The following is a 26,936-nucleotide window of genomic DNA, read 5'->3' on the forward strand; positions in this document are numbered from 1 at the left end:
TGAGGATATGAAAGAGATGTCGAAAGAAGAATTCTCAAGGGCGATTCTTAAGGGTATTCCGGATGTATTGCCGCAACCCAAACCTTACGAAGAGACGGTAAACCATGCGCCCAAACGTAAGGATGTGCTTACCGAATCTGAGAAGGTATTGGCACTGAAGAATGCGCTGCGCTATTTCCCTGTCCGGTTTCATGCTGAACTTGCACCGGAGTTTGCCAGTGAATTGGCTCGTTTCGGACGGATTTATATGTATCGTTTCCGTCCGGACTATAAGATAACAGCCCGACCGATCGGCGATTATCCGTGTCGGTCCAGGCAGGCTGCAGCTATCATGCTGATGCTTACCAATAACCTGGATGATGCGGTGGCGCAGCATCCCCGCGAATTGATAGTGTATGGAGGAAATGGAGCTGCCTTCCAGAATTGGGCGCAGTACCTGCTTACTATGAAATACCTGGCAACGATGACCGACGAGCAGACTCTGGTCCTGTATTCTGGTCATCCCCTGGGATTGTTCCCGTCTCATAAAGAGGCTCCACGGTTGGTGATTACCAACGGGATGGTTGTACCTAATTATTCATCCAAAGATGATTGGGAGCGGATGAATGCCCTGGGTGTTTCGCAATACGGACAGATGACGGCGGGTTCGTTCATGTATATAGGTCCCCAGGGCATCGTACACGGAACAACCATCACCATACTTAATGCCAAACGGAAACAACAGTCAAAGGGAGCATCAGGGAAAAGTGTTTTGTTTGTCTCTTCGGGTCTGGGTGGAATGTCCGGAGCCCAACCCAAGGCGGGCACCATAGCGGGTGTAGTTTCGGTAATTGCCGAAGTAAACCCCAAGGCGGTCCAGGTTCGGTTGGCGCAGGGGTGGGTGGACGAGGTATTTACCTCGCTGGATAATCTCATCCCGCGTATCCGCAAGGCTATACATGATAACGAGGTGGTATCTGTTGCCTATCAGGGGAATGTGGTGGATCTGTGGGAACGACTGGCCCATGAGGATATGTATGTGGATCTGGGCTCCGACCAAACCTCGCTGCATAATCCCTGGGCGGGTGGATATTATCCTGTAGGGATGGATTTCGAACAGGCCAACCGCATGATGGCCGAAGAGCCTGAACGTTTTCAGGAGGAGGTGCGGAAGTCCTTACGCAGACAGGTGACTGCCATCAACAGGCTTACTGCCAGAGGAATGTACTTTTTCGATTATGGAAATGCCTTTTTGCTGGAAGCATCGCGTGCCGGAGCCGATGTGCTCAATGAGACAGGTTCGTTCCGGTATCCGTCGTATGTGCAGGACAGTATGGGACCTCTCTATTTTGATTATGGATTCGGACCGTTCCGATGGGTGTGTACTTCGGGAGATCCCGGGGATCTGGTGAAGAGCGACAGTATTGCCGCCCGGGTGCTGGAAAGACGCATCCCAACTGCCCCTGAGGATATTTTATCGCAGTTGGAGGATAATTTACATTGGATTAAAGAGGCAGGTAAAAACAAGTTGGTGGTAGGATCGCAGGCAAGAATTCTATACCTGGATGCCCAGGGACGTATTGAAGTTGCCAAAGAGTTGAATGATGCGATACGACGGGGCGAGATATCTGCTCCGGTGGTGCTGGGCAGAGACCATCACGATGTGTCGGGTACGGATTCTCCTTTCAGAGAGACCTCCAATATCCACGACGGATCTTCCTATACCGCTGATATGGCGGTACAGAATGTAGTAGGGGATGCCTTCCGGGGTGCAACCTGGGTATCTCTACATAACGGAGGTGGCGTTGGCTGGGGCGAAGTGATTAACGGAGGTTTCGGATTGGTGATAGACGGTTCTGCTGAAGCGGAACGGAGGTTGCGTTCCATGCTTTTGTGGGATGTGAGCAACGGCTTGGCCCGCAGGAGCTGGGCGCGTAACGAAGGAGCCATGGAAGCCATCCGCCGTGAAATGGCCTGTGTGCCTGATATGGTGGTTACGTTGCCTCATGTGGCGGACGAGGATATAATAAAGAATGCTTTAAATCTGTGATAAGAAAATCTGCTATATATGGAAAAGATACATCGGATTGATGCCGGACATTTGTCGGTCGACCTACTGCAAGAGATTATAGAACAGGGATACAGACTGGAATTGTCGGAAGATGCCAAAGCCCGTATTCTGAAATGCCGTGCCTATCTCGACAATAAATTAAAAACACAGGATGAACCTATATACGGTGTTTCCACCGGCTTCGGCTGCTTTTGCGATATCAGCGTAAGCAACGAACAGCTAGCTGTATTGCAGCGTAACCTGGTAGTTTCTCACGCTTGCGGTACGGGCGACAGGGTTCCCAACGAAATCGTGCGCCTCATGCTGCTGCTAAAGGTGCAATCCCTTTCTTATGGGTATTCGGGAGTGCAGTTGGAGACCGTTCAGCGGTTGGTCGACTTCTTCAACAACCATGTTTGTCCCGTTGTCTACCAGCAGGGCTCATTGGGCGCCTCGGGCGATTTGGCTCCTCTGGCTCATATATCCTTGCCTTTGCTGGGGCTGGGAGAGGTTAATTTTGAAGGAAAAGATGTCCCTTCGAGTGAGGTAAACCAGCGCTTCGGCTGGGAACCAATCACCTTGCAGTCCAAAGAAGGACTGGCATTGCTTAATGGTACACAGTTTATGGCAGCATATGGTTGCTGGTGTATCATGAATGCCAAACGGCTGTCGGCAGCAGCCGATGTAACGGCGGCCATTTCCATCGATGCATACGACGGACGCATCGAACCTTTTCATCCGGCGGTACATACTATCCGTCCCCATAAAGGGCAGATTGAGACAGCCCGCCGTATCCGCCAATTACTTGCCGGAAGCGAGATTATTTCCCGTAAAAAGACACACGTTCAGGATCCCTATTCTTTCCGGTGCGTACCTCAGGTGCACGGTGCTGCCAAGGATACCCTCGACTATGTTGAGGGAGTGTTCACGACGGAGATCAACTCGGCAACAGACAATCCCATGATTGTGCCCGACGAAGATCTGATCATCTCTGCCGGAAATTTTCATGGTGAACCCTTGGCGGTGGCTCTCGATTTCCTTGCCATCGGTATGGCGGAACTGGGCAGTATCGCTTCGCAGCGAATATACCGATTGATTGCCGGCAAGCGGGAGCTTCCGGTTTCCTTGGCCGGGAACCCCGGATTGAACAGCGGATTTATGATTCCTCAGTATACGGCAGCCTCCATTGTGAGTCAGAGCAAACAACTCTGCACCCCGGCTTCGGTAGACTCCATCGAATCGTCTAACGGTCAGGAGGACCATGTGAGTATGGGTGCCAATGCAGCTACGAAATGTTACAAAGTGGTTGAGAATACCGAACGTATTCTGGCCATCGAACTGTTTACGGCTGCCCAGGCACTGGACTTCCGTATCCCGTTGCAGACCTCCCCCAAATTGAAAAATATATGTGCCGCCTACCGCAAGGTTGTTCCTTTTATTGAGAACGACTGCGTGATGTACGAATACATGCGGGCAAGTGTCGAGTTTTTACGCAAGGAAAGATATATCGTGTTATGAGGCTATTGATAAAAAATATCAAAGAACTTTTTCAGGTAGAAGAAACTGCCGGAAGCAGATACAAACACCCGGATGTGTCTTTAGGGGAAGATAGTGCAGGCACAAAAGCAGATACAATTACTGATGCAAACGTTCAAGCAGTATCACTTGGAGACTTAAAGACAGGCACCATAGAGACGCCCGTTCAAAGTGCATCTTCGGGAGAACCTTGTGCCGGGACAGAACAGTTCCGGGATAAGGTTTGTGGAAAGGATATGGCGAACCTGCCTTCCATAAAGGATGCATTCCTATTGATGGAAGACGGCTGCATCGTAGCTTACGGACCGATGTGCGACCTTTCGGGAACAGATGTTCAGGCAGATGTGGTGATTGATGCAACCGGCAAATATGTTTTACCTGCTTTTTGCGACTCGCACACCCATCTTGTATATGCCGGAAGCAGGGAACAGGAATTTGTGGATAAGATTAAAGGACTTTCCTACGAAGAGATAGCCAGACGAGGTGGGGGTATTCTCAACTCGGCCCTTCGTTTGCATGAAACCTCCGAGGACGAACTTTACGATCAGGCCTTGGTACGCGTCAATGAAATTATCGGTATGGGAACGGGTGCTGTGGAGATTAAAAGCGGATATGGACTGAATACCGGAGACGAGCTGAAGATGTTGCGGGTGATACGTCGATTGAAGGAAACCACCCCTCTAACCATCCGTGCCACATTCCTGGGTGCCCATGCCGTGCCTGCGGCTTATAAAGGCAGACAACCTGAATATGTGGATCTGATTGTGAACGAAATGATTCCAGCTGTGGGGCAGGAAGGGCTGGCCGAATTTGTGGATTGCTTTTGCGACAAGGGCTTTTTTACCTGTGCAGAGACTGAACGAATACTCGAAGCAGGTGCCCGATATGGCCTACGTCCGAAGATTCACGCCAATGAACTGGCTCTTTCGGGAGGGATACAGGTAGGAGTGAAGCATAATGCCCTTTCGGTGGATCACCTGGAGTTTACCGAAGATGCAGAGATCGAGGCATTAAAAGGAAGTGTAACTATGCCTACCTTATTGCCCGGTGCGGCATTCTTCTTAGGAATGAAGTATCCACCTGCTCGAAAGATGATAGACAGCGGATTGCCCGTTGCCTTGGCATCCGACTATAATCCGGGATCGTCTCCATCGGGCAACATGAAGTTCATCCTCTCCTTGGCGACCATTATCATGAAGCTTACCCCCGAAGAGGCTGTCAATGCCGCAACCCTCAACAGCGCTTATGCCATGGGGATTAGTGACAGTCATGGTTCCATCGGTACGGGAAAGCGTGCCAATGTGCTTATAACTAAAGAAATTTCATCACTTTGGTATCTCCCGTATGCCTATACTTCCAACCTGATTGACTCCGTCATTCTGGGAGGCAAAGTGGTAAGCAGAGGATAGGAATGATATAAACTGAAAGAAATGTCATTGATAATAAGAGAGTCTCTCCGGTGCTATTGCATTGGAGAGACTCTCTTATATATAAACCACTTTACGAATCAATGAAATGAGCATTCCGGTTAGTTATAACATTAAAGTCCCATTAAAATTTAAATTATGGACATTTATAAATGTCTCACAGTCTACCATCTTTCGTTTAGGAGGGAACTTTATTTCTGGTTTCTAAGATACTGTATGCCGAAGAGTTTATTTTATAATGCACACAATCTTTAGATGTTTAACTTTCAAAAGAACACTCGTTATACTGATGAATATCACTAGTGTACCATAAAAATCTAATCGCTAATAATTGAGCAAATTGGATTTAAAATTACCCTTGGATTTCACCATTTTACGAAATAGAAATATTCTGTTTTTGGTAGTAAATTACTAACTTGAAAATTCAAGTTTGTTTACTTTTAGATTTTCCATTATCAGCTTATCTTGAATTATATATAAGGTCTGTTTAGGATTTTAACGGGGCACTAGCGGATGGATATAGTAAATAAAAATAGGAGGTCTCTGATTATTGAGACCTCCTATTTCTTTTCAATTACATGCGTAGCAATAATAAACTGAAAGCGCACATTGCGTTGACCTATTGCATTAATAAATGGAACCGCATTTGGTTTTGTCAGACTATTACTGTCTGGCACTAGTCGATCTTATCTCTTTAAAATCTTGAGCGATTCCATCTTATCGGCGGTATAAACCTGCATGAAGTAAGGACCGGCAGGCAGATTGCCTATATTCAGGGTACCATCGGTTACCTGTTGTTGCAGCACCTGTCTACCTAAGGCATTGTAAAGTGTTACACGTTTCGGAGCACTGTCGCTAAACTGAATAAAACCGTTTGTAGGATTGGGGTAGACCACCACAGGCTTCTCCATCGAGATAGGTTCGCTGTCCGTCAGCGTCTTTTTGCTGGTAAGCAATTTAAAGCTGCTTCCCGGAAGCGTAACATTCACCGGATTACTCAGGTTATCCACCACATACGATTCGCCGGTAAACAGATCATACCAGGTACCCGTTTGTGTAAAGGGCAAAGTTACCGATGTGGCAGAAGTGGTATAGTTACCCGCCAGCACCACATTCAGATCCGGATGCTGCAAGGTAATAAACCGGCCGTTGCTCCAATAACTTTCGCTAACCCGAAGCGTTTCGGTGGACGGATTGGCAAATACCTGCGGGAACTCGTTGCGCAGACTCAGTAAAGTGGCATAGGTGTCGGCCAGCTTCGCCCGGTCCGGATTCTCCAGGTAATCCCATCTCACCGGTTTTTTACCTACGCGACCGTTGTAGTCGATGGAATAATCATAGCCCATTTCACCAAACTGCCAGATCATTTTCGGTCCGGGTATGGTAAACAGAAAAGCCGCATTCATACCGGCTCTCTCCATCTGAACCTGTGTGCTGTTCTTCACCCCATCCACTCCGTAGGTCTTCGCCTTGTAAACGGTACGCTCTTCGTCGTGACTTTCCTGGTAGCCTATCATGCCCTTCAGATTCCACTGCCGGGATTGGGCGCTGAGGGAAGAGAAATCCGACTGACTGCTATACCCCATGATACCCTGACAAAATGCATTGTTGGCATTAGCCCACACCATCATGCCGTCTTGTACCAGCTCCAGCTCTTCGGTAGCAACACAGAAATGCTCCAGAATGGTATAAGCCTTGGGGTTGACCGACTTGATCTTACTGTTGTAATCTTTCAGTATGGCGATACGGCTGGCATCGTAATTGGAGGCCGTTTGCTCTGTGGAACTGTTTTGTGTGAACCCTTTGGACAGGTCGAAACGGAATCCGTCCAATTTATACTCCTTCAACCAATGTTCCAATACCCGCTTGAAGTATTCGCGCGTGCCGGAAAAAGCATGGTTGAAGTCATGGAACACACTGTAGGGATGAGGCGCTGTAACATTGAACCACGGATTGTTGGGAGCAGTAGCAGAACCTTCCCAATATAATTTGGCAAAGGGATGATTACCCGTGGCATGGTTAAAGACAATATCCAGAATCACAGCCATGCCCCGTTTGTGTGCCTCGTCGATAAACTCCTTATAATCGGCTTCTGTACCGTAGGCCTTATCGGGAGCAAAATAGAAACAAGGATTGTATCCCCAGCTGTCGTTCCCGTCGAATTCCTGTACAGGCATCAACTCGATGGCATTTATACCCAACGATTTGAGATAGTCCAGTTTAGCAGTAACCGCTTTTATAGTACCCTCGGTGGTGAAATCGCGTACCAGAAGCTCGTATATTACGAGCTGATCGGCAGGAGGAGCAACAAAGTCGGTCGCCGTCCACGTATAGCCGGTCTTGCCGGTCTGTAATATTGAGACTATCCCGTCAGTCTGATTCGGATAGCTTTTCAGATTCGGATACACTGAAGCCGGAATATAGGAGTCGTTAGACGGATCCAGAATCTTTTCGCAATAGGCATCCGCTATCTTCAGACTATTATCCACCAGATACTGGAAAGCATACTCTTTTCCCTTCTCCAGGTTGTTAACCGTAATCCACCAATAATCGCCATCCTTAAATAACTGCCAGGCATTGTCTTTGGTCCAATTATTAAAGTCGCCCATCAGGTGCACGTGACTTTTACCCGGGGCATAAAGAACAAGCGTTACCGAATTATCGTTCAGGTAATTTATTCCATCCTTCACGTTAGCCGGACGAGCCTGAACAACCGGAGCCGTAGGTGTAAATACAGATTCATTCAGTGTAACAATGATATCCGCACCACCGGCCGCTTTACCCTCTTTGGTCTTGTCGGCGCTGCGAAACACAAAGGCCAGCTTACTGATCTGTTCGCCGGCAGGTACCCCGTACCACGAACGTAAATCGGGCGAAATAGTAAGTTTCCACTTGTCAGAACCCAGCGAAGTAAGCTTATATTTGGCACTGTTGTCACCCCAGGCAGGCGCATATTTCCAATCACTTCCGCTGGTACTGAGGTTGGTAATAACACCGGTATGTGCATACACATCTCCGGTATAGCCCATCAACCCTTTATTGCCCTGCGTGGCATCAAAGATAATGTCTACTGCCCCTGATTCCGTAACAACCGCAGGTACGGTGGTAACCTGTGCATGCAGTACCGGAAACAAAAACAGAATGATAAATAAGGTGTGTAAAAATTTTCTCATGTGTATAATCTTTATTGGTTAGGAAAGGAAAGGGTATCCATAACCCCCCAAGGAGGATGAATACCCTTTCCGATTTTGTTACATAGTACTGATTACGGAAGCTTTTCGGTCCGGATAATCATATAATGTTTTGTAAGGTCGTTCAGCACAAGCAAGTATTCGCCACCCTTCTCGATGGGGAAGTTATCTCCGCCATTCGACGAAACCCCAAAAGGAATATTGTTTGTAGTTGTTCCAATACCCCAGTTGTCGGCCCAGTCGTTATCTGCACGGAACTTGATAGTTTTACCAGCAATCAGGTTGATCTTCTGAATCACCCAGATGTGAGGCAATGTTTCAACCATATCCGTATCCGAATCCCATCCGGTAGGAGTAGCATCACCAATCACACCGATCGTAGCATATCTTTTGGCAGTAGCACCTTCGGCATACGGAACCATTGTAAAGGTAAGATCGGCCAGATTTACAGTAAGCGTATAATAACCATCAGCAGCAGGAGCAGGGAAATCGCCACCGTCATTGTTGGCACCCATTAAACCAGCACCCTTATAGGCGTAGCAGGTATCCCAGTTTCCGGCCTGTGTGATAATCTTGAAGCCATCGCTTCCGCTCTTGAAGAAGCCGGTATAGGTATAAATCTTCTCACCCGGTTTACTGTCGGCAGCAAACATCGGCTGCAGGTCTTTGCCCACATTGGCCTTATCGTTACCCCAGCCGTACAAAGCACCACCTACAATATAAAGGGCATCCTTCACCGGAACTTCGGCTATATACGGAGTAAATGTAAAGGTTTTAACTTTCGAATATACAACAGGAACCGCTGTTCCGTCGCCACCGGTCGAGCTAACCACAGCTTTAAGACGCAAGTCCAGTGTAAGCGGCTTAGATTCGATGGTATAAGCCATGGCAGTGTTATTAAGCATTTTGGCTGTAATTACAGCTCTGTCGGTTGTAGAAGAAACCAATTCCACAGGCTCTTCGAAAGTACCTCCATGAATATCTGCCTGAACGGTATAAGTCACCGAAGCCGCATATCCGTATTCACCTTTTTCCCAAAGAACATAACCCACTTCGTCATTCAGATTGGTAGTTTCTGTAATTACAAAGTTCTCGGGTAACACCTTTTCAAGTTCGGGCGCGACAATATTGCTGAAATCAAGCATTGTCACCTTATCATCCTCTTCGCATCCGAAGAAAGATAAACAGCATAGAACGAGAAAGAATATATTAATTTTTTTCATATTTCTGTTTAATTTATAAGTTGTACAAGCCTTGATTAATAACCTTCATTCTGAATAAGGTTTGTATTGGTACCCATATCATCCGAAGGAATGGGGAATACTTTAAAGTAGCTGGCAACGCCGGTACCGGTAGCAGAACCACCCTTCCAGGGCCATACGTAATCGTTGGAAGTAAACTTACCGAAACGGATCAGGTCCGTACGGCGCTGAGCTTCGTAAAACAATTCGCGTCCTCTTTCATCCAGAATGAAATCAAGTTTAAGATCTGCATCGGCAATAACCGCCTTGCTGTCGTCTGTATAGGCTCTCTTACGCAAGTCGTTGATATACTTCAAAGCAGTGGCTCTGTCGCCGCCTGTTCCACCTCTCAACACAGCTTCCGCATAGTTCAGGTAAATCTCACCCAGACGGAAGTAGGGGAAGTCTACATACGCTTCGGCACTACCCGGATTAGAACCATCCTTGTTTACGTTATAGAACTTGGCAACAGGTATACCGTTGTCTTTAAACGTAGACTGATCCACAATCTCTACATTGGCAGTAAGTTCGGTACGTAACATGCTTCTGCGTGAGTCGAGAGTGCTGTTGCTTTCCTTTTCGAAAATCTTAAGCAACGACGATTTGGCACGAACACCCTGCCATGCACCCTTGGCATTGGTAGCCGTCTGCATGTCTGACGAACCCATACACAACAGGTAAGTCATACCACCCCATGTCATGGTCTGGTCGCCGTCGTAGCGGAATGGATGAATCATTTCTTTAGACAAGTGATTGTCTGCGCGGAACATATCGCCGTAAACCGGTTCTAGCTGATAACCTGCAGCGATTACCTTATTAGAATAGGTGATACACTCTGTATATTTCTTTACCCCTGCATACACTTCGGCATTCAGATACAATCTTGAAAGCAAAGCCCAGTTTGCAGCCTTGTTGGCATGACCGTAATTGGCACTAAAACCAACGGTAGGATCAAGCATATCGGCTTCACACTCCTTTAATTCGGTTTCGATGTAGGTAAACAATTCCGGACCCATAATCTGGTCGGGCAATACGTTACCAATCTTGCTGTTTTCAGTTACATGCGGAACATTTCTGTACAAGTCCAAAGCCTGTGTATAACACAAGGCACGAAGGTAACGAGCTTCGGCACGTAAAGTCTTAACTTTTGCAATCACATCAGCAGAGCAACCTCTGGCAGCCAGCTTATCGTCGGTTGTTTCACGAAGAAATGCATTCGCTACACTGATCTGATAAAACAAACGATAGTATGAACCTTTGATCCACGGACTTGAAGAACCCCAGGAGAGGATGTTAAAGTCGGGTATACCCGGGTCGTTCCATGCACAATGCGCTTCGTCGGAAGTCAGCTCCTGCATATTCCACAACACACGGAGGAAAGAAGCCTGGCTACCACCATCGATACCAACCACGTCCTGATCACTGTCGCCACCCGAGTTACCGCCAATTACAAAACCGGCATACAATTTGGCGATGCTTTGCTGGTAAGCTGCGATATCACTTCCAAATACGACTTCAGAAACAAGCTCATCTTTATCCAAAGGCACCGTATCCAGGTCTCCCGTACAAGAGGTGACACTTAAGGCAGCACTTACCAAGAAGGCGGAAATTACATATTTATATTTATTTGTTCTCATATTTATATCATATTAAAAATTAAGGCTCAAACCAATCATATATACACGTGGACGAGGATAGATATTGTTGTCAATACCGTTGTTGTTGAATTCAGGATCCAAACCGTCGTACTTTGTAATTACAAACGGATTCTGCACCGTTGCATATACTCTTGCTTTTTGATCTTTAGTAAACACTTTGTTGAAAGTATAACCTATCGAAATGTTGTCCATACGCAGGAATGAAGCATTCTGGATATAGTAGTTCGACAAGTAGCGTGCATTGTTGAAGTTTGTATATTCGGCTGTAGTAACACGGTTCTTCAGGAATCCGGTCTGGTCGTACATCTGCGAACCACCCCAAGCTTCACGTTGCGACTGGATGTTGTTGTAAGCATAGTTTCCTAAGCTTGCACGCAATGCGAAGGCGAAATCCCAGTTCTTATAAGACAGCTGAGAAGAGAATCCCATAAATACATCCGGAGCCGCTTTCTTGTAAGTGATCAGGTCTTTTTCGTCGGTCTTGCCGTCGCCGTTCTGGTCTACGTAAGCACCTTCTACAGGCACACCTTCCGGAGTATAAACCTGTTCGTATACATAGAATGAGTTAAACGGTTTGCCAACAGCATGAATCAAGGCGTTGAAACCTGTACCACCATCGATACCACCGTGAATAGCACCCACATAGTTAGGATCGTCATTCAAAGTCATCTTGGTGATCGTGTTCTTATTGTATGAAATATTATAACCGATGGTCCAGTCCCAATCCTTTGTTACAACCGGGTGAGCGTTGATACTGAATTCAACCCCTTTGTTTTCCAATGTACCTACGTTGGTAAGCAACTGGTTGCTGAAGTTGGTACCGGCGGCAACCGATACGGTATTCAATAAATCCTTTGTTTCTCTGAAATAGAAATCAAGGGCACCGGTGATGCGGCCGTTCAGGAAGCCATAATCCAATCCGGCATTCCAGGTAGTTGTTTCTTCCCACTTCAGGTTTTCGTCGTATGCCAACGGAGCGATCAGCGAATACTTGGTGTCGCCAAAGTAATAGTTGGCACCCGCCTTGCTGTACATATAACGAGCCATGTAAGGATAGTCGCTGCTACCCAGGTTCTGCTGACCGGTTATACCGTATCCCAAACGCAATTTAAGATCAGACAATGCATCCACATCCTTCAGGAAAGCCTCTTCGTTCATCTTCCATGCCAGAGCAACCGATGGGAACAAACCCCAGCGACCATCCGGGTTAAAGCGTGAAGAACCGTCGTTACGCAATGTAAATGTTACCAGGTAACGATTCAACAACGTGTAATTTAAACGACCGAAGAAAGAAATCAGGTAGTTTTCAGATTCGTATTCGTCGCCTTCCTTATAGAACTCTTCACCCTTCGATTGAGCGAAGGCAGCAGAGTAGGGGTATCTGTTTCTTGTGCTGTTATAGAAATGCTGCCAGGAGTAACCAGCCATTACATCAATGTTGTTGATGCCGATCTCTTTGGCATAATTCAGATAGAAATCAAGTAATGTATTCCGTTTAAGCTGATAATAATAGGTGTTTTCACCAAATCCCTGCTTAAAGTTACCGGAAGTATAGGTCATAGGAGAGTTGTCCGCAATAATCACATCGCCTTCACTTTTTGAAACGTCGTAACCCACATTCAGGTTAGCACGTAAGTCGGGCAAGAAATGCATACGATAATCGATCTGAGCGTTACCGATACTTCTGTACACGGTAGACTCGTCGTTACGCTGTTCCAACATGGCAACCGGGTTTGTAAGAGCGATATCTACAGGTTTGCCATCTGTTTTCATATAGATAAAATAGCCGTTTCCGTAGTTATTGTTATCCATATAAACAGGCTGAGTAGGATCAAACTGAGTAGCCATACCGATAGCACCCTGGTTGGCAAAACGGTTGGTGTTATAAACCCCCTTCACATTTAAGTTGATGTTCAACTTCTTGTCGAAGAAATTAGGATTGGCACTTAATGAACCCGTAACACGTTCGAGGTTGGAAGTCTTCAGGATACCATTCTCATTTGTATAAGCCACAGAAGCACGGTAAGGCATATTAGGAATTGCTCCGGAAATACTTACGTTATGGTCTGTGCTGTAAGCCGTTCTGAAAATCTGATCCTGCCAGTTTGTGCTGGTGTTACCCAAAGCCTTGGCCTGATTGCTTCCGGCACCGAATTTTGTAGTTACAAAATTGCGGAAAGTCTCGGAATCCATCACACTTACTTCGTTGTACTTGGTACTAACGGAGAACGAACCGTTGTAATCCACTTTAACCCGGCCAGTCTTACCAGTCTTGGTCGTGATGATGATTACACCGTTTGATGCACGCGAACCGTAGATAGCGGTAGCCGAGGCATCCTTCAGGATTGTAAATGTAGCGATATCGCTGGGGTGAACGGTAGCCAACGGGTTAGACATCCCGCTGATACCCTGATTGTCTACAGGAACACCGTCGATAACGATAAGCGGATCGTTGCTGGCCGACATGGACGAACCTCCGCGGATACGGATTGCAGCCGAAGCACCCGGAGCACCACCATCGGTAACAACACTTACACCGGCAGCCTTACCTACCAGCAGGTCTGAAGCCGAAGTAGCCATACCCTTGGTAAGTTTATCGGCATCAATAGCCAATACAGAGCCGGTAACGTCTTCCTTTTTAACAGAACCGTAACCAATAACCACTGTACCTTCCAGCATAACGGCATCTTCCTGAAGAACCACCATCAATACCGGAGCAGCCTTTACCTCTGTGGGTTTGTATCCTACAAATGAAATGGAAATAGTAGCATCTTGAGGAGCTTGAAGCTGGAAATTACCATCCAGATCGGTTACCGATCCGATTGTAGATCCTTTAATAACAACATTCGCACCAATAATTGGTATACCGCTGGCATCTTTCACATGGCCTTTTACAGTTATTTGCTGTGCAAAGACACCGAGGGAGAATAGTAATCCCATCGCAACAGACAGGATAATTCTAACCTTACAAGAATGAATCTTCTCTTTCATGCATTAGTTAATTTAAGATTAATACTCTATTTTGTGTTTAATTTTAATAATTTCACTCAACGATGCAAAAGTATATACACAAAACAGATTTATGGGTTAAATAGTAGGTTTAAGCCCTTTTATTCCATGCAAACGATGCCGCAAACGTTTGCATAAATAAGTAAATCTTGTTATAATTTCATAATAAGTTTGTCGGATATGCTAATTGTTAATTAAAAACTATTATTTTTGAGTAATGAAAAGATCCTAACAAATGAAAAAGCGGCAAATAACGATAAAAGATATAGCGAAATCACTTAATGTAGCACCCTCAACCGTATCCAGGGCTCTGGCCGATCATCCGGACATCAGCAAGGAGACAAAAGAGCTGGTTCTTGCTTTTGCCAAAGAGCATAAATACAAACCCAATGCCCTTGCATTGAGTTTGCGCACAAGCAACACCAAAACCATCGGGGTGATACTTCCTCAGATTGTGCATTTCTTCTTTTCATCGGTTTTGTCGGGTATCGAAGACGAGGCCGAAAAGGCCGGATACCGGGTGATCATCTCCCAAAGCAACGAAGTGTTCGAGCGCGAGGTGCGCGGGGCATACACCCTGCAGGAATCCCGTGTGTGCGGAGTGCTTGCTTCGGTGGCGAAAACAACCACCTCCTTCTCGCATTTTCAGGAACTGATAGACAGCGGAGTGCCGGTAGTGTTTTTCGACCGTATCTGTACCGGAATTCTTACAGACCGCGTGGTGGTAGACGATTATGCCGGTGTGCAAACAGCCGTGGAGTACCTTATTAATACAGGCTGCCGGCGTATTGCCTTTTACGGATCTGAATCACATATGCCCATTTCGCGCAACCGGCGCATGGGGTACGAAGATGCCCTGCGCAAACACGGAATATTTGTGGATAAATCGTTGATGACCATCTGCAATAATTACAAAGATGCCCTTGCCATCACCCCCTCTATGCTTAATTTGCCCGAGCCTCCCGATGCCTTTTTTGCCGTAAACGACGAAACCGCTCTGGGTATCCTCAATGTGGTGAAGGCCAAAGGGCTTAAAGTACCCGACCAGGTATCCATCTGCGGGTTCACAAACAATGCCATCGCAGAGATAAGTAATCCCCAGCTTACGTCGGTCGACCAGCACGGATACGAAATGGGGGCCACCTCCATGCGCCTGCTGCTCGATCACATCGAAGGACGGCGCGAGAGTGATCAGATTGTCAATAAGATAATCAAGACAAACCTGGTTGTCCGCGAAACCACCCGCTGACTTTTTTAGTCCGGCGGGCTTCGCTTTTCAGATTAATTCACTAAGTTTGCTGCGGTGAAAAAACTTAAAGCATCATTTTATGAAGAAAAAACCTTTTTTGAACTTCTGGCAAATATGGAACCTTACCTTTGGTTTCCTCGGTATACAATTCGGATTTGCACTGCAAAACGCAAACTCAAGCAGAATTTTACAAACCTACGGAGCAGATGTGGAACATCTTTCGCTCTTCTGGCTGGCAGCACCGCTAACGGGGATGATCATCCAGCCCATCATAGGTCATTATTCGGATAAAACATGGTGCCGGTTGGGCCGCCGCCGTCCGTTCTTCCTTGTGGGAGCCATCCTTACCACCATCGCTCTGGTGCTGATGCCCAATGCGGACCTCTTCTTATCGCCCGGAACGGCCCATGCCATCTTGTCGCCGGTATTGATCGGAGCCGGTATGCTTATGATTATGGATGCCTCCATCAATGTAACCATGGAACCATTCAGGGCCCTGGTGGGAGATATGTTGCCGGACGAACAGCACACCAAGGGATTCTCCATCCAGACATTCCTTATCGGGGTGGGAGCCGTGGTAGGCTCGCTGTTACCCAGTATCATGAATAACTTTTTCGGACTGTCCAACACCGCTGCTCCCGGCGAAGTGCCCGACAATGTGAAAGTAGCCTTCTACGTTGGGGCCGCCATCCTGTTCAGCAGTGTGATGTGGACCATCGTCAAGACCAAAGAATATTCGCCTGAGGAGCTAGCCGCTTTCTCCGAAAAGGAAACAACCTCCGAAGTAAAGAAAAAGAATGGTTTCCTCGAGATACTGCACGATATCAGGCATATGCCCAAGGTAATGGTGCAGCTCGGGATGTGTCAGTTCTTCTCCTGGTTTGCCCTCTTCTCGATGTGGGTTTATACCACACCTGCACTGGCGCAACATGTGTACGGCGTAACTGACCCCGCATCTGCGCAGTATGCGGTGGCGGCCGATAAAGTGGGAGAGCTCTTCAGCGTATACAACTTTGTGGCCATGCTGTTTGCCCTGATGCTGATACCCATCGCCAAAGGAATCGGCCGGAAAGCAACCCATGCCGTATGCCTTCTGCTGGGAGGCGGGGGACTAATCACCATGTACCTGTTTACCAATCCGGACCTGATGTTCGCCTCCATGATAGGTATCGGTATAGCCTGGGCAAGTATCCTGGCCATGCCCTACGCCATCCTATCAGATAGTCTGCCTCCCGCTAAAATGGGAACTTATATGGGAATATTCAACTTCTTTATCACCATTCCCCAGATAGTAAACGGCGTAATCCACGGCTGGATAGTAAACCACGTGTATAACGGTCAGCCAATCTACGCCCTTTTAACCGGCGGATGTTTCCTGATCCTTGCAGCCGTTTCGGTAACCCTGATCAAAGAAAAGTCCAAAGTAAAGGCTTGATTTATTATAGTTACACACTTAATTTTATACCATTATGAAACTATTTAGTATGCAATTTGCAAAAGTTTTGCGCGTAGATACCATTGTATGCGCAGTGATGCTTGTGTTCTCCTTGAGCGGCTGTTCCCTTTTTGACGACTCCGACGGAAAGCTACAACAAATCGGACTCGAGGAAGAGGAGCTGCACCTGTCCGCTGCCGCAAACGTATCGCTTTTAAACACAAAAACAACAGGGTGGGGCATCGGGTTGGTGAAAGTCATCGACGACGACGAAACCACCTATCAGAATGGATTCTATAGTAAGCAGGTTAACGAAAACACCTACTACGACTACTACGAAACCATGGCCGTAGAGTGGTTTGAAGTGAAAAAAGAAGACAACCGGCTGCAAATAAAGCTTGATGAAAACACTACCGGCAAACAAAGACAATTAATCATCACCCTAAAAGGAGGCGTTGGCTACAAATCCACCGATCTGGTTGTGTATCAAAGTGCGGAATGACGTAAATACTTCTCATGATAGAGAGCACATATTCATCCTTCATTACATTGGCTAAAAACAGGTCGAAGTTGTAAGGGTTGGCTTCGCTATAGGTCTTGATCAACTCTTTAAATCGAGACCTTTTCTTCTTTAATTCGTTCATAATTTCAATTAGGTTATACGTTTGTAAAAGCATATTTTATAAGTTTATTTTCAAAAAACGCACAAGGGTTCCCTGTCTTGAAATCAATTGATTTTAAGACTCAGATAAGTTTATTTGAGTGTTGAAATAAGCTTATTTTGAAGTGCAAATAAGCTTATTTAGGACAGAGTGGAAGCCTTGGTTTTTTCAGGGCTCTTCTAATACAGAAACGATGTGTTGCACCATTTTGGGGGTTAACCGTCTGTGCCCTTTTTCCCATCCTTCCTGTTGGAGGAGGTGGAGGAGTTTGGGGTTGGCGGTAATCCAGCGTTTAAGTTGTTTGGAGGCAGAGGCCATGTTTATATCCGGAGAGAACAGGGAAGATAGCTCCCCGAAACCATAACTTTTAATAGTGAACACTTTCATTTAAGGTTAAAAATTAAGTTTTAAATTATTATGCCATTATTATCAAAGATACATCTATTTCCTGATATATGCAACTTTTAGGGGTGTAAATATCTATAATTAGGTATGCTGTAAAGCATATGCTAAGTGGACATAAGTGGACACAAGTGGATTTGAGATTTCGGGGGGTGGTATATTTGTACTGTTGATCAGCAAAGCATTTATTTATAAACAATTAAAACGATAAAACGATGGCTTTACAATTTACCGTTGTACGACGGAAGGATATGAGAACGAATGCAGCCCTTAATCTTTACCGATCAGGGTAAATGATTAAGGGCTGCTATGTTTGAAAGTTGATAGTTATTTTATTTTATACAAATCTAAAGTTATAATTTTATTGATATCAGGACTTGCTTCATTTTGAACAAGGGTAAGGTGGTCATTGGTGTAGGTTTTAATTACCCAGGGCGCACCTCCCAAATACAATGCATCGCTGTTAAATGTGATGTATTTTCCTTCAATAGAAAAGGTAATATTGATGGCATCGTAATTTTTCCAATTAACGATTCCTTTTTGGGTGTCAACAAATTGAATACCTATATCCTTGCTTTTTGAAGTCCACGATTCGCAGTATCCTGCGCCACTCCATGATGTTTGGTAAAGGGCTTGAGGCGTTAATTCTTTTGTGTCTTCATCTTTGTCACAACTAACAAAACATACTAAAATAAGGAATAGCAATTGTATCCCAATTAAATTCTTTGTTTTCATATTTAAAATTATTTCATAATGATTTAATGTCCAGATAGACATTGTTATTTGTAGTTATAAGTAATTAGTGCGTATAAAGAATGCCCGGTTTAATAAAATCGGCTTTGCTGATTTTTCTCAAAAGCTTTGAATTATCTCCTGTTTTTACAACGATCGTAACAGAGTCATTCCAGTTTTGAAGAGTGGCTAGATTTGAAATATCGCACGATACCGATCCATAATCCGTTTTTATATTGGTCCAGTTTTCAGGAATATTGGGGTTGTAATAGAGTTGTAAAAGAAGTGTATCGGGATTTTGCAGCGCCTGATCGTACGAAATCACTATACCACCTACATCTAAGTAACAGTAGTATCCGTTTATTGAATCGCCGGTAATCGTGGCAGTACTCATAAAAGCCCGGAAGTTATCGTCATTATCATGGTTACAGCTTGTAAGGGCAATCAAACTCATTGATAAAGTAAGGATCGACAAAAATCTTTTTTTCATAATCATAATCACTAAATTTGAACAGATCGGGAATTGCTGATATGTTCAGATGTTGCTTACGAATAGTAAAGGTATAACTAATATTGAATGAAAAAAAGAATAATTATAAGAAAAATATTGTTTGGGAGTGACATTCTTCTTCATTCAAGACCGGGTTATATGTATAAGTTACAGGTTTAGCAGCAGGTGTAAATTATGAATCTTCCTTTAATAATAGAAGGACTTAGACCAATAATTTGCTTATAGTTACAGGCGATTTTTCTTGTATGAATTACTTCTTGCAGATTTTACCGTTTTGAAAGGTTTCGTTGTATTCGATGGTGTCGTTCCGGTCGTAGCGGATCCAGCTTCCGTCTTTGAGATCGTTTTTGAAGTGCCCTATTTCCCATAGTTGTCCGGTTGCCCGGTAAAATGTCCATTTACCCTGCAGCATGCCATTCTCGAAAGGTCCCTGGGCTTTAAGTTTGCCGTCTTTGTAATAGAAAGTAAGCTGGTTGTCTTTCAGCTCGTATATTTTCTGACCATTTACATAGGTGTCTTTTCCTAATTCCATCGTTTGTTTATTTGATATATCCGGTTAAAATAAATAGTACTGCATAACCCGAAGATACGGAACCGCCGGGTTACACAGGTGCTGATTAAGCTTGTTTCATAAAATCGAAGGCTCCTTTCCGCAAATTGATTCCGTATTCGAGCCATGCTTTGAGGCAGGCAAGGAAATTGGCCCACCCTTCGGTATTGCCAACCAGCCATTGTAGTCCGGCTTCGTTGTTTTCCATGGTACCTTCCGTTATGCGTACTACGGTAGAGGCATCGGGTGTTTCATCCAGGTGTATTTGTACGAACAAGGTTGTGCTGTTTTCGCCGTCCCAATAAAAGGAGATGTACTTGTCCGGGATTACGGTGCCAACTCGAATGGGTGCTTCGAAATCGAATTCGGGAAAGCACCAGGTTACCGTTACGCCCGTTTCCATACGTGCCGAACCTTTTGATATGAAGTAGTTCGACATCTGGTCGGGGTCCGCAATGGCTTCAAAAACATCGTGCGCCGGCCTTCCTATTTGAAGTGCCGCCTTTACTTCCAGCAGATTATTAGTATCCATAGGGGTTGTATTTATTTATACTTCAATAAATCCTGATTCACAAATATAACCATATATTCGGATTCACAAAATAGCTACCCTCTCCCTTGATGAATAAGGTGTTTCTTTGTTTGGCGAAATATTGTATCTTTGTGTGATTTCTATTTATGTTTAATTATTTAAGACCAATGGTTGGTTGAGGCCAGCTGTATTAAATTATGATTTGTATGAAAAAACGTGTATTGTGGTTGTTGTGTTTAATAGTCTCATTTGTGAGTGCCGGGGCGCAGACGGCGGATACTTTTACCAATCCGGTGATTAAGGGTGACTTGGCTGATCCGTCGGTTATAAGGGTGGGGGATACCTATTATCTGACTGCCACCTCGTCTGAATGGGCTCCATTTTATCCTGTGTATAAGTCGGCCGACCTGGTTAACTGGTCGCAGGTGGGCCATGTGTTCGATACCTTGCCGGACTGGCTGGTCTCTTCATTCTGGGCGCCCGAATTGTATTTCCATAAAAACAAATATTACGCTTACTATACGGCCCGCCGCAAATCGGACGGTGTTTCGCTGATTGGTGTGGCCACCAGCAAGGATCCTGCCAAAGGCTTCGAGGATAAGGGGGTGCTGATAGAGCATGGCAAGGAGGCTATCGATGCTTTTGTGTTTGAAGATGAAGGGGTGTTGTATATCTCGTGGAAGGCGTACGGCTTGGATAACCGCCCTATTGAGTTGCTGTGCAGCCGGCTATCGGACGACGGATTGAAGCTGGAGGGCGAGCCTTTTCTGCTTCTGCGCGACGACGATCGGATCGGTATGGAGGGGCAATGTATGTTTAAAAAGGATGGCTATTATTATATCTTGTATGCGGTTAAGGGGTGCTGCGGACCAAACAGCGATTATGCGGTGTATGCGGCACGTTCTAAATCAATCAAGGGGCCTTACGAGCTTTATCCGGCTAATCCTATCTTAGGCGGAGGAGGCGGTGTATTGTCGGCCGGACATGGTACGATGACTACCACTCCGGACGGGCGTATGTTCTATATCTGTCACGCTTACTTCAAGGGGGCCGACTTCTACAATGGCCGCCAGCCCATACTGCAGGAGCTGAAGGTGAACGAGCAGGGATGGCCTTACTTTGTGTCGGGCAGTTTTGTGGCTGCGAAACAGCCGGTTCCTTTTGCCGGTACGGTGCAGCAGCCTGTACGGGGCTTTGAGGATTCATTCGACGGAAAGGTGCTGAAGCGGGAGTGGACCTGGAATTATCCGGTGTCTGACGTGAAGCCGGTGCTTAAGAAGGGTTCGCTGCTTCTGAAGGGGATGCCCAAAAAGGGTAATGTGGATGTATCGGCTTTATGCCTTCGTCCGGTAGCGCCTGTCTATACGGTGGAGACCGAGGTGCTGAACCGTAACGGAAGTCTGAAGGGGGTTACCTTTTATGGCGACGACAAGAACCTGGTTGCCTGGGGTTGCCAGGGTGGCCAGTTGGTTCTGAAACAGCTGAAGGAGGGAGACGAGCGTGTGCTTGCTTCCGTGCCTGTGCCTGCGGGTAATGTGGGCGTCAAGATGGTGGTTACTGAGGGTTGCCGGGTGTCGTTTTTATGGCGCCATGCGGGCGGCAAGTGGAAGGCGCTGAATGGCTTCGACTCTGTTGATAATAGTTACCTGGTTAGATGGGACAGGGTGGCGCGTCCGGGACTTATCCACTGGGGTGCGGCAGCCGATTGGGCCGAGTTTGGTTTCTTTAAGATGGCTGTGCCTGAATAATGGGGGAGTTTTTCGTACCTTTGCGGCTTAATTGGTGTAAATGGATATGATAGACAAACAATATAAGTATCTGTTGCTTGACCTGGATGGTACGATAACAGATTCCATGGAAGGGATAACCCGTTCGGTGCAGTATGCCCTGGGGCATTTTGGTATCGATGTTACAGATTTAAATTCGCTGCGCCCGTTTATCGGTCCCCCGCTGAAGGATTCTTTCAGGGATTTTTACGGGTTTACCGATGAGAAGGCAGAGGCTGCCCTTAGTAAGTACAGGGAGTATTTCGCTACCAAAGGGCTCTTTGAGAACCGGGTGTACGAAGGGATGGATGCCTTTTTGGCTTCGCAGCTCAATAAAGAGCGGAAGCTGTATGTGGCTACTTCCAAGCCGGAGGTATTTGCCCGTCAGATTCTGGAGCACTTCAAGCTGGATGGGTATTTTACCTACATTGGGGGAAGTACCCTGGACGGGAGCCGTTCTTCCAAAACGGATGTGATCCGCTACGTGATGGATGTAAACGGACTGGACGATAACCAGGTGGTGGTTATGATTGGCGACCGCAAGCACGACATGGTGGGTGCCGGTAATAACGGGATCGATGCCATTGGCGTGTTGTACGGGTATGGCGACGAGGAGGAGCTTCGATCGGCAGGTGCCAGCTACATTGCTGCATCTGTAGAAGATCTTGAGGCAATGCTTACTTAGAACCGGAAGGTTTAGAGATAAAAAAATAAGGGTGAACCGCTGCTGGTTCACCCTTATTTGCAATACATCCTTTTACTCGTCTTTCTGACGCTCCACTTCGGCCAGAACATCTTTAAGCTGGATGCCTGCCTTAGCTGCTATTCCCTTGCCGCAGTTTTCGTCGGCTTGATAGAAGCGGGCGATGGCTCTGATCTTTATAAAATCGGGAACACCTTCCATGGCGGCTGCCACGTTGCTGTGGATGCGCTCTTTCTCGTCGGCCGGAACCAGCCGATACAGGTTACCAGGTTGGGTATAGTAATCTTTGTCTTCGCGGTGGTTGTAATTGAAGGCGGCTCCTTCAAGGGCCAATGCCGGTTCGTTGTACTGGCTGTTTTCAACCGGTCCGTCTAAGCTGTTGGGTTCGTAGTTTACGGTTCCTTTACCATTGTCGCCGGTGCGCATGGTGCCGTCGCGGTGGTAATTGTGGAACGGACAGCGGGGGGCGTTTACAGGCAGACTGCCGTGGTTGATACCCAGGCGGTATCTGGCGGCATCGCCGTAGGCAAACAGGCGGCCCTGCAGCATCTTGTCCGGCGAGTAGCCTATGCCCGGCACAACATTGGCCGGATTGAAGGCGGCCTGTTCTACGGTGGCAAAGTAATTCTCCGGATTTTTATTCAGCTCCATGATGCCCACTTCGATAAGCGGGTAATCTTTCTGGCTCCATACCTTGGTAAGGTCGAAGGGGTTAAAGCCGCAGATGTGGGCTTCTGCCTCGGGCATAATCTGGATGCACATCCTCCATTTGGGGAAATTGCCGGCGGCAATGTTGTTGAACAGGTCGCGCTGCGAATATTCACGGTCGTCCGCCACAATACGGGCTGCCTCTTCGTTGGTGAAGTTGGCTATGCCCTGCATGGATTTGAAGTGGAATTTCACCCAGAAGCGTTTATTTACGTCGTTGATGAAGCTGAAGGTGTGACTGCCGAATCCGTGCATCTGGCGCAGGTTTTGCGGAATACCGCGGTCGCTCATCAGGATCATCACCTGGTGCAGGGATTCGGGAGACAGGCTCCAGAAGTCCCACGCGGCGGTATTGCTGCGAAGGTTGGTTTTGGGATCGCGCTTTTGGGTGTGGATGAAATCCGGAAATTTAAGTGGATCGCGCAGGAAGAACACAGGGGTGTTGTTGCCTACCAGGTCCCAGTTACCCTCTTCGGTATAGAATTTGATGGCAAAGCCACGTACATCACGCTCGGTATCTGCCGCTCCGCGTTCGCCTGCAACGGTAGAGAAGCGCAGGAACAGATCGGTTTTCTTTCCTATTTTAGAAAAAATAGCTGCTTTGGTGTACATGGTGATGTCGTGCGTGATGGTAAGGGTGCCAAAAGCTCCCGACCCTTTGGCATGTACCACTCTTTCGGGGATGCGTTCCCGGTTGAAGTGTGCCAGTTTCTCAATCATCCAGGCGTTTTGTAACAGAGCCGGGCCGTGCGGACCCGCGGTTTGGATATTCTGGTTGTCGCCAACCGGAGCACCGCTCTCAGTAGTTAGTTTCTTTTTTCCTTCCATATTAGATTGGTATTACTGTTAGTGGCAAATATAACGAAAAGAGGGTGGATTAAAAACAAAATAACGTTAATATTTGCCTGAAATATTGCGTGTTAGCTTGTTGTAGAACATACTTTTGGAGGATGTAACCTCTTTGGGCGGAATATCTTTTAAACAATCTTAATTTTTTTGGCAGACTCTGTTTTTATCGTTAGATTCGTTTTTTTGAAAGTGACTAAATAAGACCTGTATGGAACATTTAAATTATGGAGCGGTGGGTAATTGCCGTACTGCGGCATTGATATCCGACAAGGGGAGTATCGACTGGTTTTGTTTTCCGGATTTCGATTCTCCTTCTGTTTTTGGCAAATTGCTGGATGAGAAGAAAGGGGGTAACATGAGTTTTATTGTGGGTAACGACTACCGGATCTCGCAGCGTTACCTGGAGCATACCAATATATTGTCTACCTTGTTTGAAGCTACCGAAGGGGCCTTCGAAGTGATCGATTTTATGCCCCGTTACAAGTTGCTGGATTACGACTACTACCTGCCCCCCGAATTGTACCGGCTGATACGGCTCAAGCGCGGTACGCCCCGCTTCAGGGTGAATTACAACCCGGCGCTCAATTATGCCCGGGGTGAAGTGGGACATAAAACAGGTCCGGAGTATGTGAAGACCTACGCCAAGGCCAACGAGCGGGATACCATCTATCTCTATTCGGGTATTCCTTACGATGTTATTTTTAACCAGCAGGAGGTGTTGCTGCAACGCGACGAGTTCTTGCTGGTGTCGTACAACCAAAAACTGATTCCCATCGATATGAACCGGGTGAACCTGGAGTTTCAGCGCACCCGGCTTTACTGGATGAACTGGACCAACCGGTCGAAGAAGTACACGGCTTTTAACGAGCAGATTGAACGGAGCATGCTGGTGCTTAAGCTGATGTCGTACCAGCGGAGCGGGGCCGTACTGGCTGCCCTTACCACCAGTCTGCCCGAATCCATTGGCGAAGTGCGTAACTGGGATTACCGGTTCTGCTGGCTGAGGGATGCCTCCATGTCCATCGAAACCCTCGTGAAGGTGGGCCACCGGGGGGCGGCCGAACGTTTTATCGCTTTTATCACCGGAATTCTGTATTCTAAATACGACCGTTTTCAGATTATGTACGGAATACGGGGGGAGAGGGTGCTTACGGAGTACGATCTGCCCCACCTGGCGGGATACAAGAACTCCAAGCCGGTGCGGGTGGGGAACGATGCCTATCATCAGATGCAGAACGATTCCTTTGGTTACCTGATGGATGTTATTTACCAGTATTACCTCTATTTTCCGGGTACGCTGGACGAGATTGAGGATATGTTCGAGGTGGTGAAGAATATTGTACGTACCGTGATGGAGGATTGGCGGAAGCCGGATAAGGGTATCTGGGAGATCAGGGGCGACGAAAAGCATTTTGTCTTATCGAAGGTGATGTGCTGGGTGGCGCTGGACCGGGCCGAAAAGATTGCCGTAATGCTCCAAAAGGGTGGGTACGCTGATAAGTGGCGTTGCGAAGCGGAGCTGATTAAGACGGATGTTTTCATGCAGGGCTGGAAGGAGGAGATTCAGAGCTTTTCGCAGACCTATTGCAATACCGAGCTGGACTCGTCGCTGCTTCTGATGGAGGTGTACGGCTTTATTGATGCTACAGACCCACGGTATAAGCAGACGGTGGATGCCATTTACCGCAAACTGATGTTTAAGGGGCTGATGTTCCGCTATAATAATGTGGATGACTTCGGTATTCCGTCGTCTGCCTTTACCATCTGCACCTTCTGGATGGTGCGGGCTTTATATGTTACGGGCCGGCAGGCTGAGGCGCTTAATCTGTTTGAAACGTTGCTAAGCTATTCGAATCACCTGGGGCTTTTTAGCGAGGATCTTGATTTTGATACGAAAAGCCAGCTGGGTAATTTCCCGCAGGCTTATTCGCATCTTGCGCTAATCAACACCGCCATGTTGTTTGGCGAGGAGAAACGGCTGTCTAAGTTTATCAGACCTTAAGGGGATCCATCAGTTGCCGGAGGAACGGAATGGTTTCCGGTTGTGTGCACAGGCAATAGCGGGCCACTTCGGAAATATTCCCTACCTTGATGGTATAGGCATCTGCCGGCAGTTCGCGGAAGGTGTCTTCGTCCGTTGTATCGTCTCCCATGGCAAGGATAAAGTCGTATGTATTGTTTTGCAGAATTCGCCGTGCTTCGGATCCCTTGCTGAAGTGGGGCGATTTGATCTCCAGTATTTTATTACCCTGCATAATCTGCAGGTTCAACCGGGCACAGGGGGTGATGAGTTCGTTGATGAGCTGCTGTTCGCGCAGGGAGGCCAGCCACCCGTCTACATTGCGGAAGTGCCATACCAGGGCTGTCTTTTTGATTTCAAGTTTGGACCGGGGTGTTTTGTCTACAAACTGCTGTAAGATACGCAGTATCTCGTCGTCCCATAACACATGGTGGATGTTTTCGAACCAGGTGCCGTTCTGCTTATAAAATGCTCCGTGTTCGGCAGCCAGACTTAACGGCAGATTCCCGAACCAGGCGTCGAGGGTGGCGTGATCCCGTCCGCTGCTTATCACTACATGGTTGTTCTTGTCGTCGCAAAGCCGGCTCAGCGTAGTGATAAGCTCGGTGGTTGGGATGGCATCTTCGGGTTTGCTCCTGAAGGGTGCCAGGGTACCGTCGTAATCGAGTATGAGCAGCCGCTTGCTTGCCTTCTGATAGGCCTCCTGAATCTCGGAAGTAATACGTT

The 26,936-nt window shown here is 46.9% G+C and carries 20 protein-coding genes; 9 read left to right on the forward strand and 11 right to left on the reverse strand.

The genetic code is table 11. The features are described from left to right. Nucleotides 1-16 precede the first annotated feature (16 nt). From F5613_RS09260 to hutI, 3 genes are read left to right on the forward strand one after another with little or no spacing between them, the layout of a single operon-like run. On the forward strand, nucleotides 17-2,029 hold the full coding sequence (locus F5613_RS09260) for a urocanate hydratase (RefSeq protein ID WP_179399571.1): 2,013 nt from the start codon (nucleotides 17-19) through the stop codon (nucleotides 2,027-2,029). A gap of 18 nt (nucleotides 2,030-2,047) precedes the next feature. Further along, the gene (gene hutH / locus F5613_RS09265; RefSeq protein WP_179399514.1) at nucleotides 2,048-3,547 is read left to right on the forward strand and encodes a histidine ammonia-lyase; all 1,500 of its coding nucleotides are present in this window, start codon (nucleotides 2,048-2,050) and stop codon (nucleotides 3,545-3,547) included. After that, nucleotides 3,544-4,974, forward strand: coding sequence for an imidazolonepropionase (gene hutI, locus F5613_RS09270; protein WP_179399515.1), 1,431 nt, complete (start codon nucleotides 3,544-3,546; stop codon nucleotides 4,972-4,974). Before hutH ends, hutI begins: the two co-directional genes overlap by 4 nt. 704 nt (nucleotides 4,975-5,678) lie before the next feature. Here hutI and F5613_RS09275 read toward each other — a convergent pair. The 4 genes from F5613_RS09275 to F5613_RS09290 form a co-directional block, all read right to left on the reverse strand. Further along, nucleotides 5,679-8,165 (reverse strand): alpha-amylase family glycosyl hydrolase, encoded by a 2,487-nt coding sequence (locus F5613_RS09275; RefSeq protein WP_179399516.1) that lies wholly within the window; start codon nucleotides 8,163-8,165, stop codon nucleotides 5,679-5,681. A gap of 92 nt (nucleotides 8,166-8,257) precedes the next feature. Continuing rightward, nucleotides 8,258-9,406 carry a SusF/SusE family outer membrane protein gene (locus F5613_RS09280; protein WP_179399517.1) on the reverse strand — a complete coding sequence of 383 codons (1,149 nt, stop codon included), beginning with the start codon at nucleotides 9,404-9,406 and terminating at the stop codon, nucleotides 8,258-8,260. Between the two features lie 35 nt (nucleotides 9,407-9,441). Beyond that, nucleotides 9,442-11,061, reverse strand: a complete 1,620-nt coding sequence (locus F5613_RS09285) for a RagB/SusD family nutrient uptake outer membrane protein (RefSeq protein ID WP_179399518.1) — start codon at nucleotides 11,059-11,061, stop codon at nucleotides 9,442-9,444. A 12-nt stretch (nucleotides 11,062-11,073) separates the two neighbouring features. Continuing rightward, complete coding sequence (locus tag F5613_RS09290) at nucleotides 11,074-14,073, reverse strand: SusC/RagA family TonB-linked outer membrane protein (protein WP_179399519.1); 3,000 nt, start codon at nucleotides 14,071-14,073, stop codon at nucleotides 11,074-11,076. 253 nt (nucleotides 14,074-14,326) lie between these two features. On the opposite strand from F5613_RS09290, the gene F5613_RS09295 reads away from it, so the two are divergent. The 3 genes from F5613_RS09295 (at nucleotide 14,327) to F5613_RS09305 (ending at nucleotide 17,277) form a co-directional block, all read left to right on the forward strand. Next, nucleotides 14,327-15,340, forward strand: coding sequence for a LacI family DNA-binding transcriptional regulator (locus F5613_RS09295; RefSeq protein WP_179399520.1), 1,014 nt, complete (start codon nucleotides 14,327-14,329; stop codon nucleotides 15,338-15,340). Between the two features lie 79 nt (nucleotides 15,341-15,419). After that, nucleotides 15,420-16,775 carry an MFS transporter gene (locus tag F5613_RS09300; RefSeq protein ID WP_179399521.1) on the forward strand — a complete coding sequence of 452 codons (1,356 nt, stop codon included), beginning with the start codon at nucleotides 15,420-15,422 and terminating at the stop codon, nucleotides 16,773-16,775. 34 nt (nucleotides 16,776-16,809) lie between these two features. Next, on the forward strand, nucleotides 16,810-17,277 hold the full coding sequence (locus F5613_RS09305) for a hypothetical protein (RefSeq protein WP_179399522.1): 468 nt from the start codon (nucleotides 16,810-16,812) through the stop codon (nucleotides 17,275-17,277). A gap of 328 nt (nucleotides 17,278-17,605) precedes the next feature. On the opposite strand, the gene F5613_RS09310 is transcribed toward F5613_RS09305, so the two are convergent. The 5 genes from F5613_RS09310 to F5613_RS09330 form a co-directional block, all read right to left on the reverse strand. Continuing rightward, nucleotides 17,606-17,824 carry a DUF4248 domain-containing protein gene (locus F5613_RS09310; protein ID WP_179399523.1) on the reverse strand — a complete coding sequence of 73 codons (219 nt, stop codon included), beginning with the start codon at nucleotides 17,822-17,824 and terminating at the stop codon, nucleotides 17,606-17,608. 342 nt (nucleotides 17,825-18,166) lie between these two features. After that, on the reverse strand, nucleotides 18,167-18,574 hold the full coding sequence (locus tag F5613_RS09315) for a hypothetical protein (protein WP_079684262.1): 408 nt from the start codon (nucleotides 18,572-18,574) through the stop codon (nucleotides 18,167-18,169). A gap of 64 nt (nucleotides 18,575-18,638) precedes the next feature. Beyond that, nucleotides 18,639-19,061 carry a hypothetical protein gene (locus tag F5613_RS09320; protein WP_179399524.1) on the reverse strand — a complete coding sequence of 141 codons (423 nt, stop codon included), beginning with the start codon at nucleotides 19,059-19,061 and terminating at the stop codon, nucleotides 18,639-18,641. 271 nt (nucleotides 19,062-19,332) lie between these two features. Beyond that, nucleotides 19,333-19,614 carry a toxin-antitoxin system YwqK family antitoxin gene (locus F5613_RS09325; RefSeq protein WP_179399572.1) on the reverse strand — a complete coding sequence of 94 codons (282 nt, stop codon included), beginning with the start codon at nucleotides 19,612-19,614 and terminating at the stop codon, nucleotides 19,333-19,335. A gap of 85 nt (nucleotides 19,615-19,699) precedes the next feature. After that, the gene (locus F5613_RS09330; RefSeq protein WP_179399525.1) at nucleotides 19,700-20,164 is read right to left on the reverse strand and encodes an SRPBCC domain-containing protein; all 465 of its coding nucleotides are present in this window, start codon (nucleotides 20,162-20,164) and stop codon (nucleotides 19,700-19,702) included. Nucleotides 20,165-20,370: 206 nt separating this feature from the next. Between F5613_RS09330 and F5613_RS09335 the strand changes: the two genes are divergently transcribed. Together F5613_RS09335 and F5613_RS09340 are read left to right on the forward strand one after the other, a co-directional pair. Further along, nucleotides 20,371-21,912, forward strand: coding sequence for a family 43 glycosylhydrolase (locus F5613_RS09335; protein ID WP_179399526.1), 1,542 nt, complete (start codon nucleotides 20,371-20,373; stop codon nucleotides 21,910-21,912). A gap of 46 nt (nucleotides 21,913-21,958) precedes the next feature. After that, nucleotides 21,959-22,615, forward strand: a complete 657-nt coding sequence (locus tag F5613_RS09340; RefSeq protein ID WP_179399527.1) for an HAD family hydrolase — start codon at nucleotides 21,959-21,961, stop codon at nucleotides 22,613-22,615. A 72-nt stretch (nucleotides 22,616-22,687) separates the two neighbouring features. Here F5613_RS09340 and F5613_RS09345 read toward each other — a convergent pair whose 3' ends face one another. Beyond that, nucleotides 22,688-24,169 carry a catalase gene (locus F5613_RS09345; RefSeq protein WP_179399528.1) on the reverse strand — a complete coding sequence of 494 codons (1,482 nt, stop codon included), beginning with the start codon at nucleotides 24,167-24,169 and terminating at the stop codon, nucleotides 22,688-22,690. A gap of 229 nt (nucleotides 24,170-24,398) precedes the next feature. Here F5613_RS09345 and F5613_RS09350 point away from each other — a divergent pair, with 229 nt between their 5' ends. After that, entirely contained in the window at nucleotides 24,399-26,192 is a 1,794-nt protein-coding gene (locus tag F5613_RS09350) for a glycoside hydrolase family 15 protein (RefSeq protein WP_179399529.1), read from the forward strand. Here the strand turns inward: F5613_RS09350 and otsB are convergent. Then, nucleotides 26,182-26,936: trehalose-phosphatase (gene otsB, locus F5613_RS09355; RefSeq protein ID WP_179399530.1), on the reverse strand; the 755-nt coding region annotated here is incomplete at its 5' end. The genes F5613_RS09350 and otsB overlap by 11 nt on opposite strands.

Origin of the sequence: Macellibacteroides fermentans, assembly GCF_013409575.1 — a bacterium.
GTDB lineage: Bacteria > Bacteroidota > Bacteroidia > Bacteroidales > Tannerellaceae > Macellibacteroides > Macellibacteroides fermentans.

Bases quoted from the DNA above. Each gene is read 5' to 3' on its own strand.
- F5613_RS09260 (WP_179399571.1), top strand. From the start codon at position 17: ATGTCGAAAGAAGAATTCTCAAGGGCGATTCTTAAGGGTATTCCGGAT.
- hutH (WP_179399514.1), top strand. From the start codon at position 2,048: ATGGAAAAGATACATCGGATTGATGCCGGACATTTGTCGGTCGACCTA.
- hutI (WP_179399515.1), top strand. From the start codon at position 3,544: ATGAGGCTATTGATAAAAAATATCAAAGAACTTTTTCAGGTAGAAGAA.
- F5613_RS09275 (WP_179399516.1), bottom strand. From the start codon at position 8,165: ATGAGAAAATTTTTACACACCTTATTTATCATTCTGTTTTTGTTTCCG.
- F5613_RS09280 (WP_179399517.1), bottom strand. From the start codon at position 9,406: ATGAAAAAAATTAATATATTCTTTCTCGTTCTATGCTGTTTATCTTTC.
- F5613_RS09285 (WP_179399518.1), bottom strand. From the start codon at position 11,061: ATGAGAACAAATAAATATAAATATGTAATTTCCGCCTTCTTGGTAAGT.
- F5613_RS09290 (WP_179399519.1), bottom strand. From the start codon at position 14,073: ATGAAAGAGAAGATTCATTCTTGTAAGGTTAGAATTATCCTGTCTGTT.
- F5613_RS09295 (WP_179399520.1), top strand. From the start codon at position 14,327: ATGAAAAAGCGGCAAATAACGATAAAAGATATAGCGAAATCACTTAAT.
- F5613_RS09300 (WP_179399521.1), top strand. From the start codon at position 15,420: ATGAAGAAAAAACCTTTTTTGAACTTCTGGCAAATATGGAACCTTACC.
- F5613_RS09305 (WP_179399522.1), top strand. From the start codon at position 16,810: ATGAAACTATTTAGTATGCAATTTGCAAAAGTTTTGCGCGTAGATACC.
- F5613_RS09310 (WP_179399523.1), bottom strand. From the start codon at position 17,824: ATGAAAGTGTTCACTATTAAAAGTTATGGTTTCGGGGAGCTATCTTCC.
- F5613_RS09315 (WP_079684262.1), bottom strand. From the start codon at position 18,574: ATGAAAACAAAGAATTTAATTGGGATACAATTGCTATTCCTTATTTTA.
- F5613_RS09320 (WP_179399524.1), bottom strand. From the start codon at position 19,061: ATGAAAAAAAGATTTTTGTCGATCCTTACTTTATCAATGAGTTTGATT.
- F5613_RS09325 (WP_179399572.1), bottom strand. From the start codon at position 19,614: ATGGAATTAGGAAAAGACACCTATGTAAATGGTCAGAAAATATACGAG.
- F5613_RS09330 (WP_179399525.1), bottom strand. From the start codon at position 20,164: ATGGATACTAATAATCTGCTGGAAGTAAAGGCGGCACTTCAAATAGGA.
- F5613_RS09335 (WP_179399526.1), top strand. From the start codon at position 20,371: ATGAAAAAACGTGTATTGTGGTTGTTGTGTTTAATAGTCTCATTTGTG.
- F5613_RS09340 (WP_179399527.1), top strand. From the start codon at position 21,959: ATGATAGACAAACAATATAAGTATCTGTTGCTTGACCTGGATGGTACG.
- F5613_RS09345 (WP_179399528.1), bottom strand. From the start codon at position 24,169: ATGGAAGGAAAAAAGAAACTAACTACTGAGAGCGGTGCTCCGGTTGGC.
- F5613_RS09350 (WP_179399529.1), top strand. From the start codon at position 24,399: ATGGAACATTTAAATTATGGAGCGGTGGGTAATTGCCGTACTGCGGCA.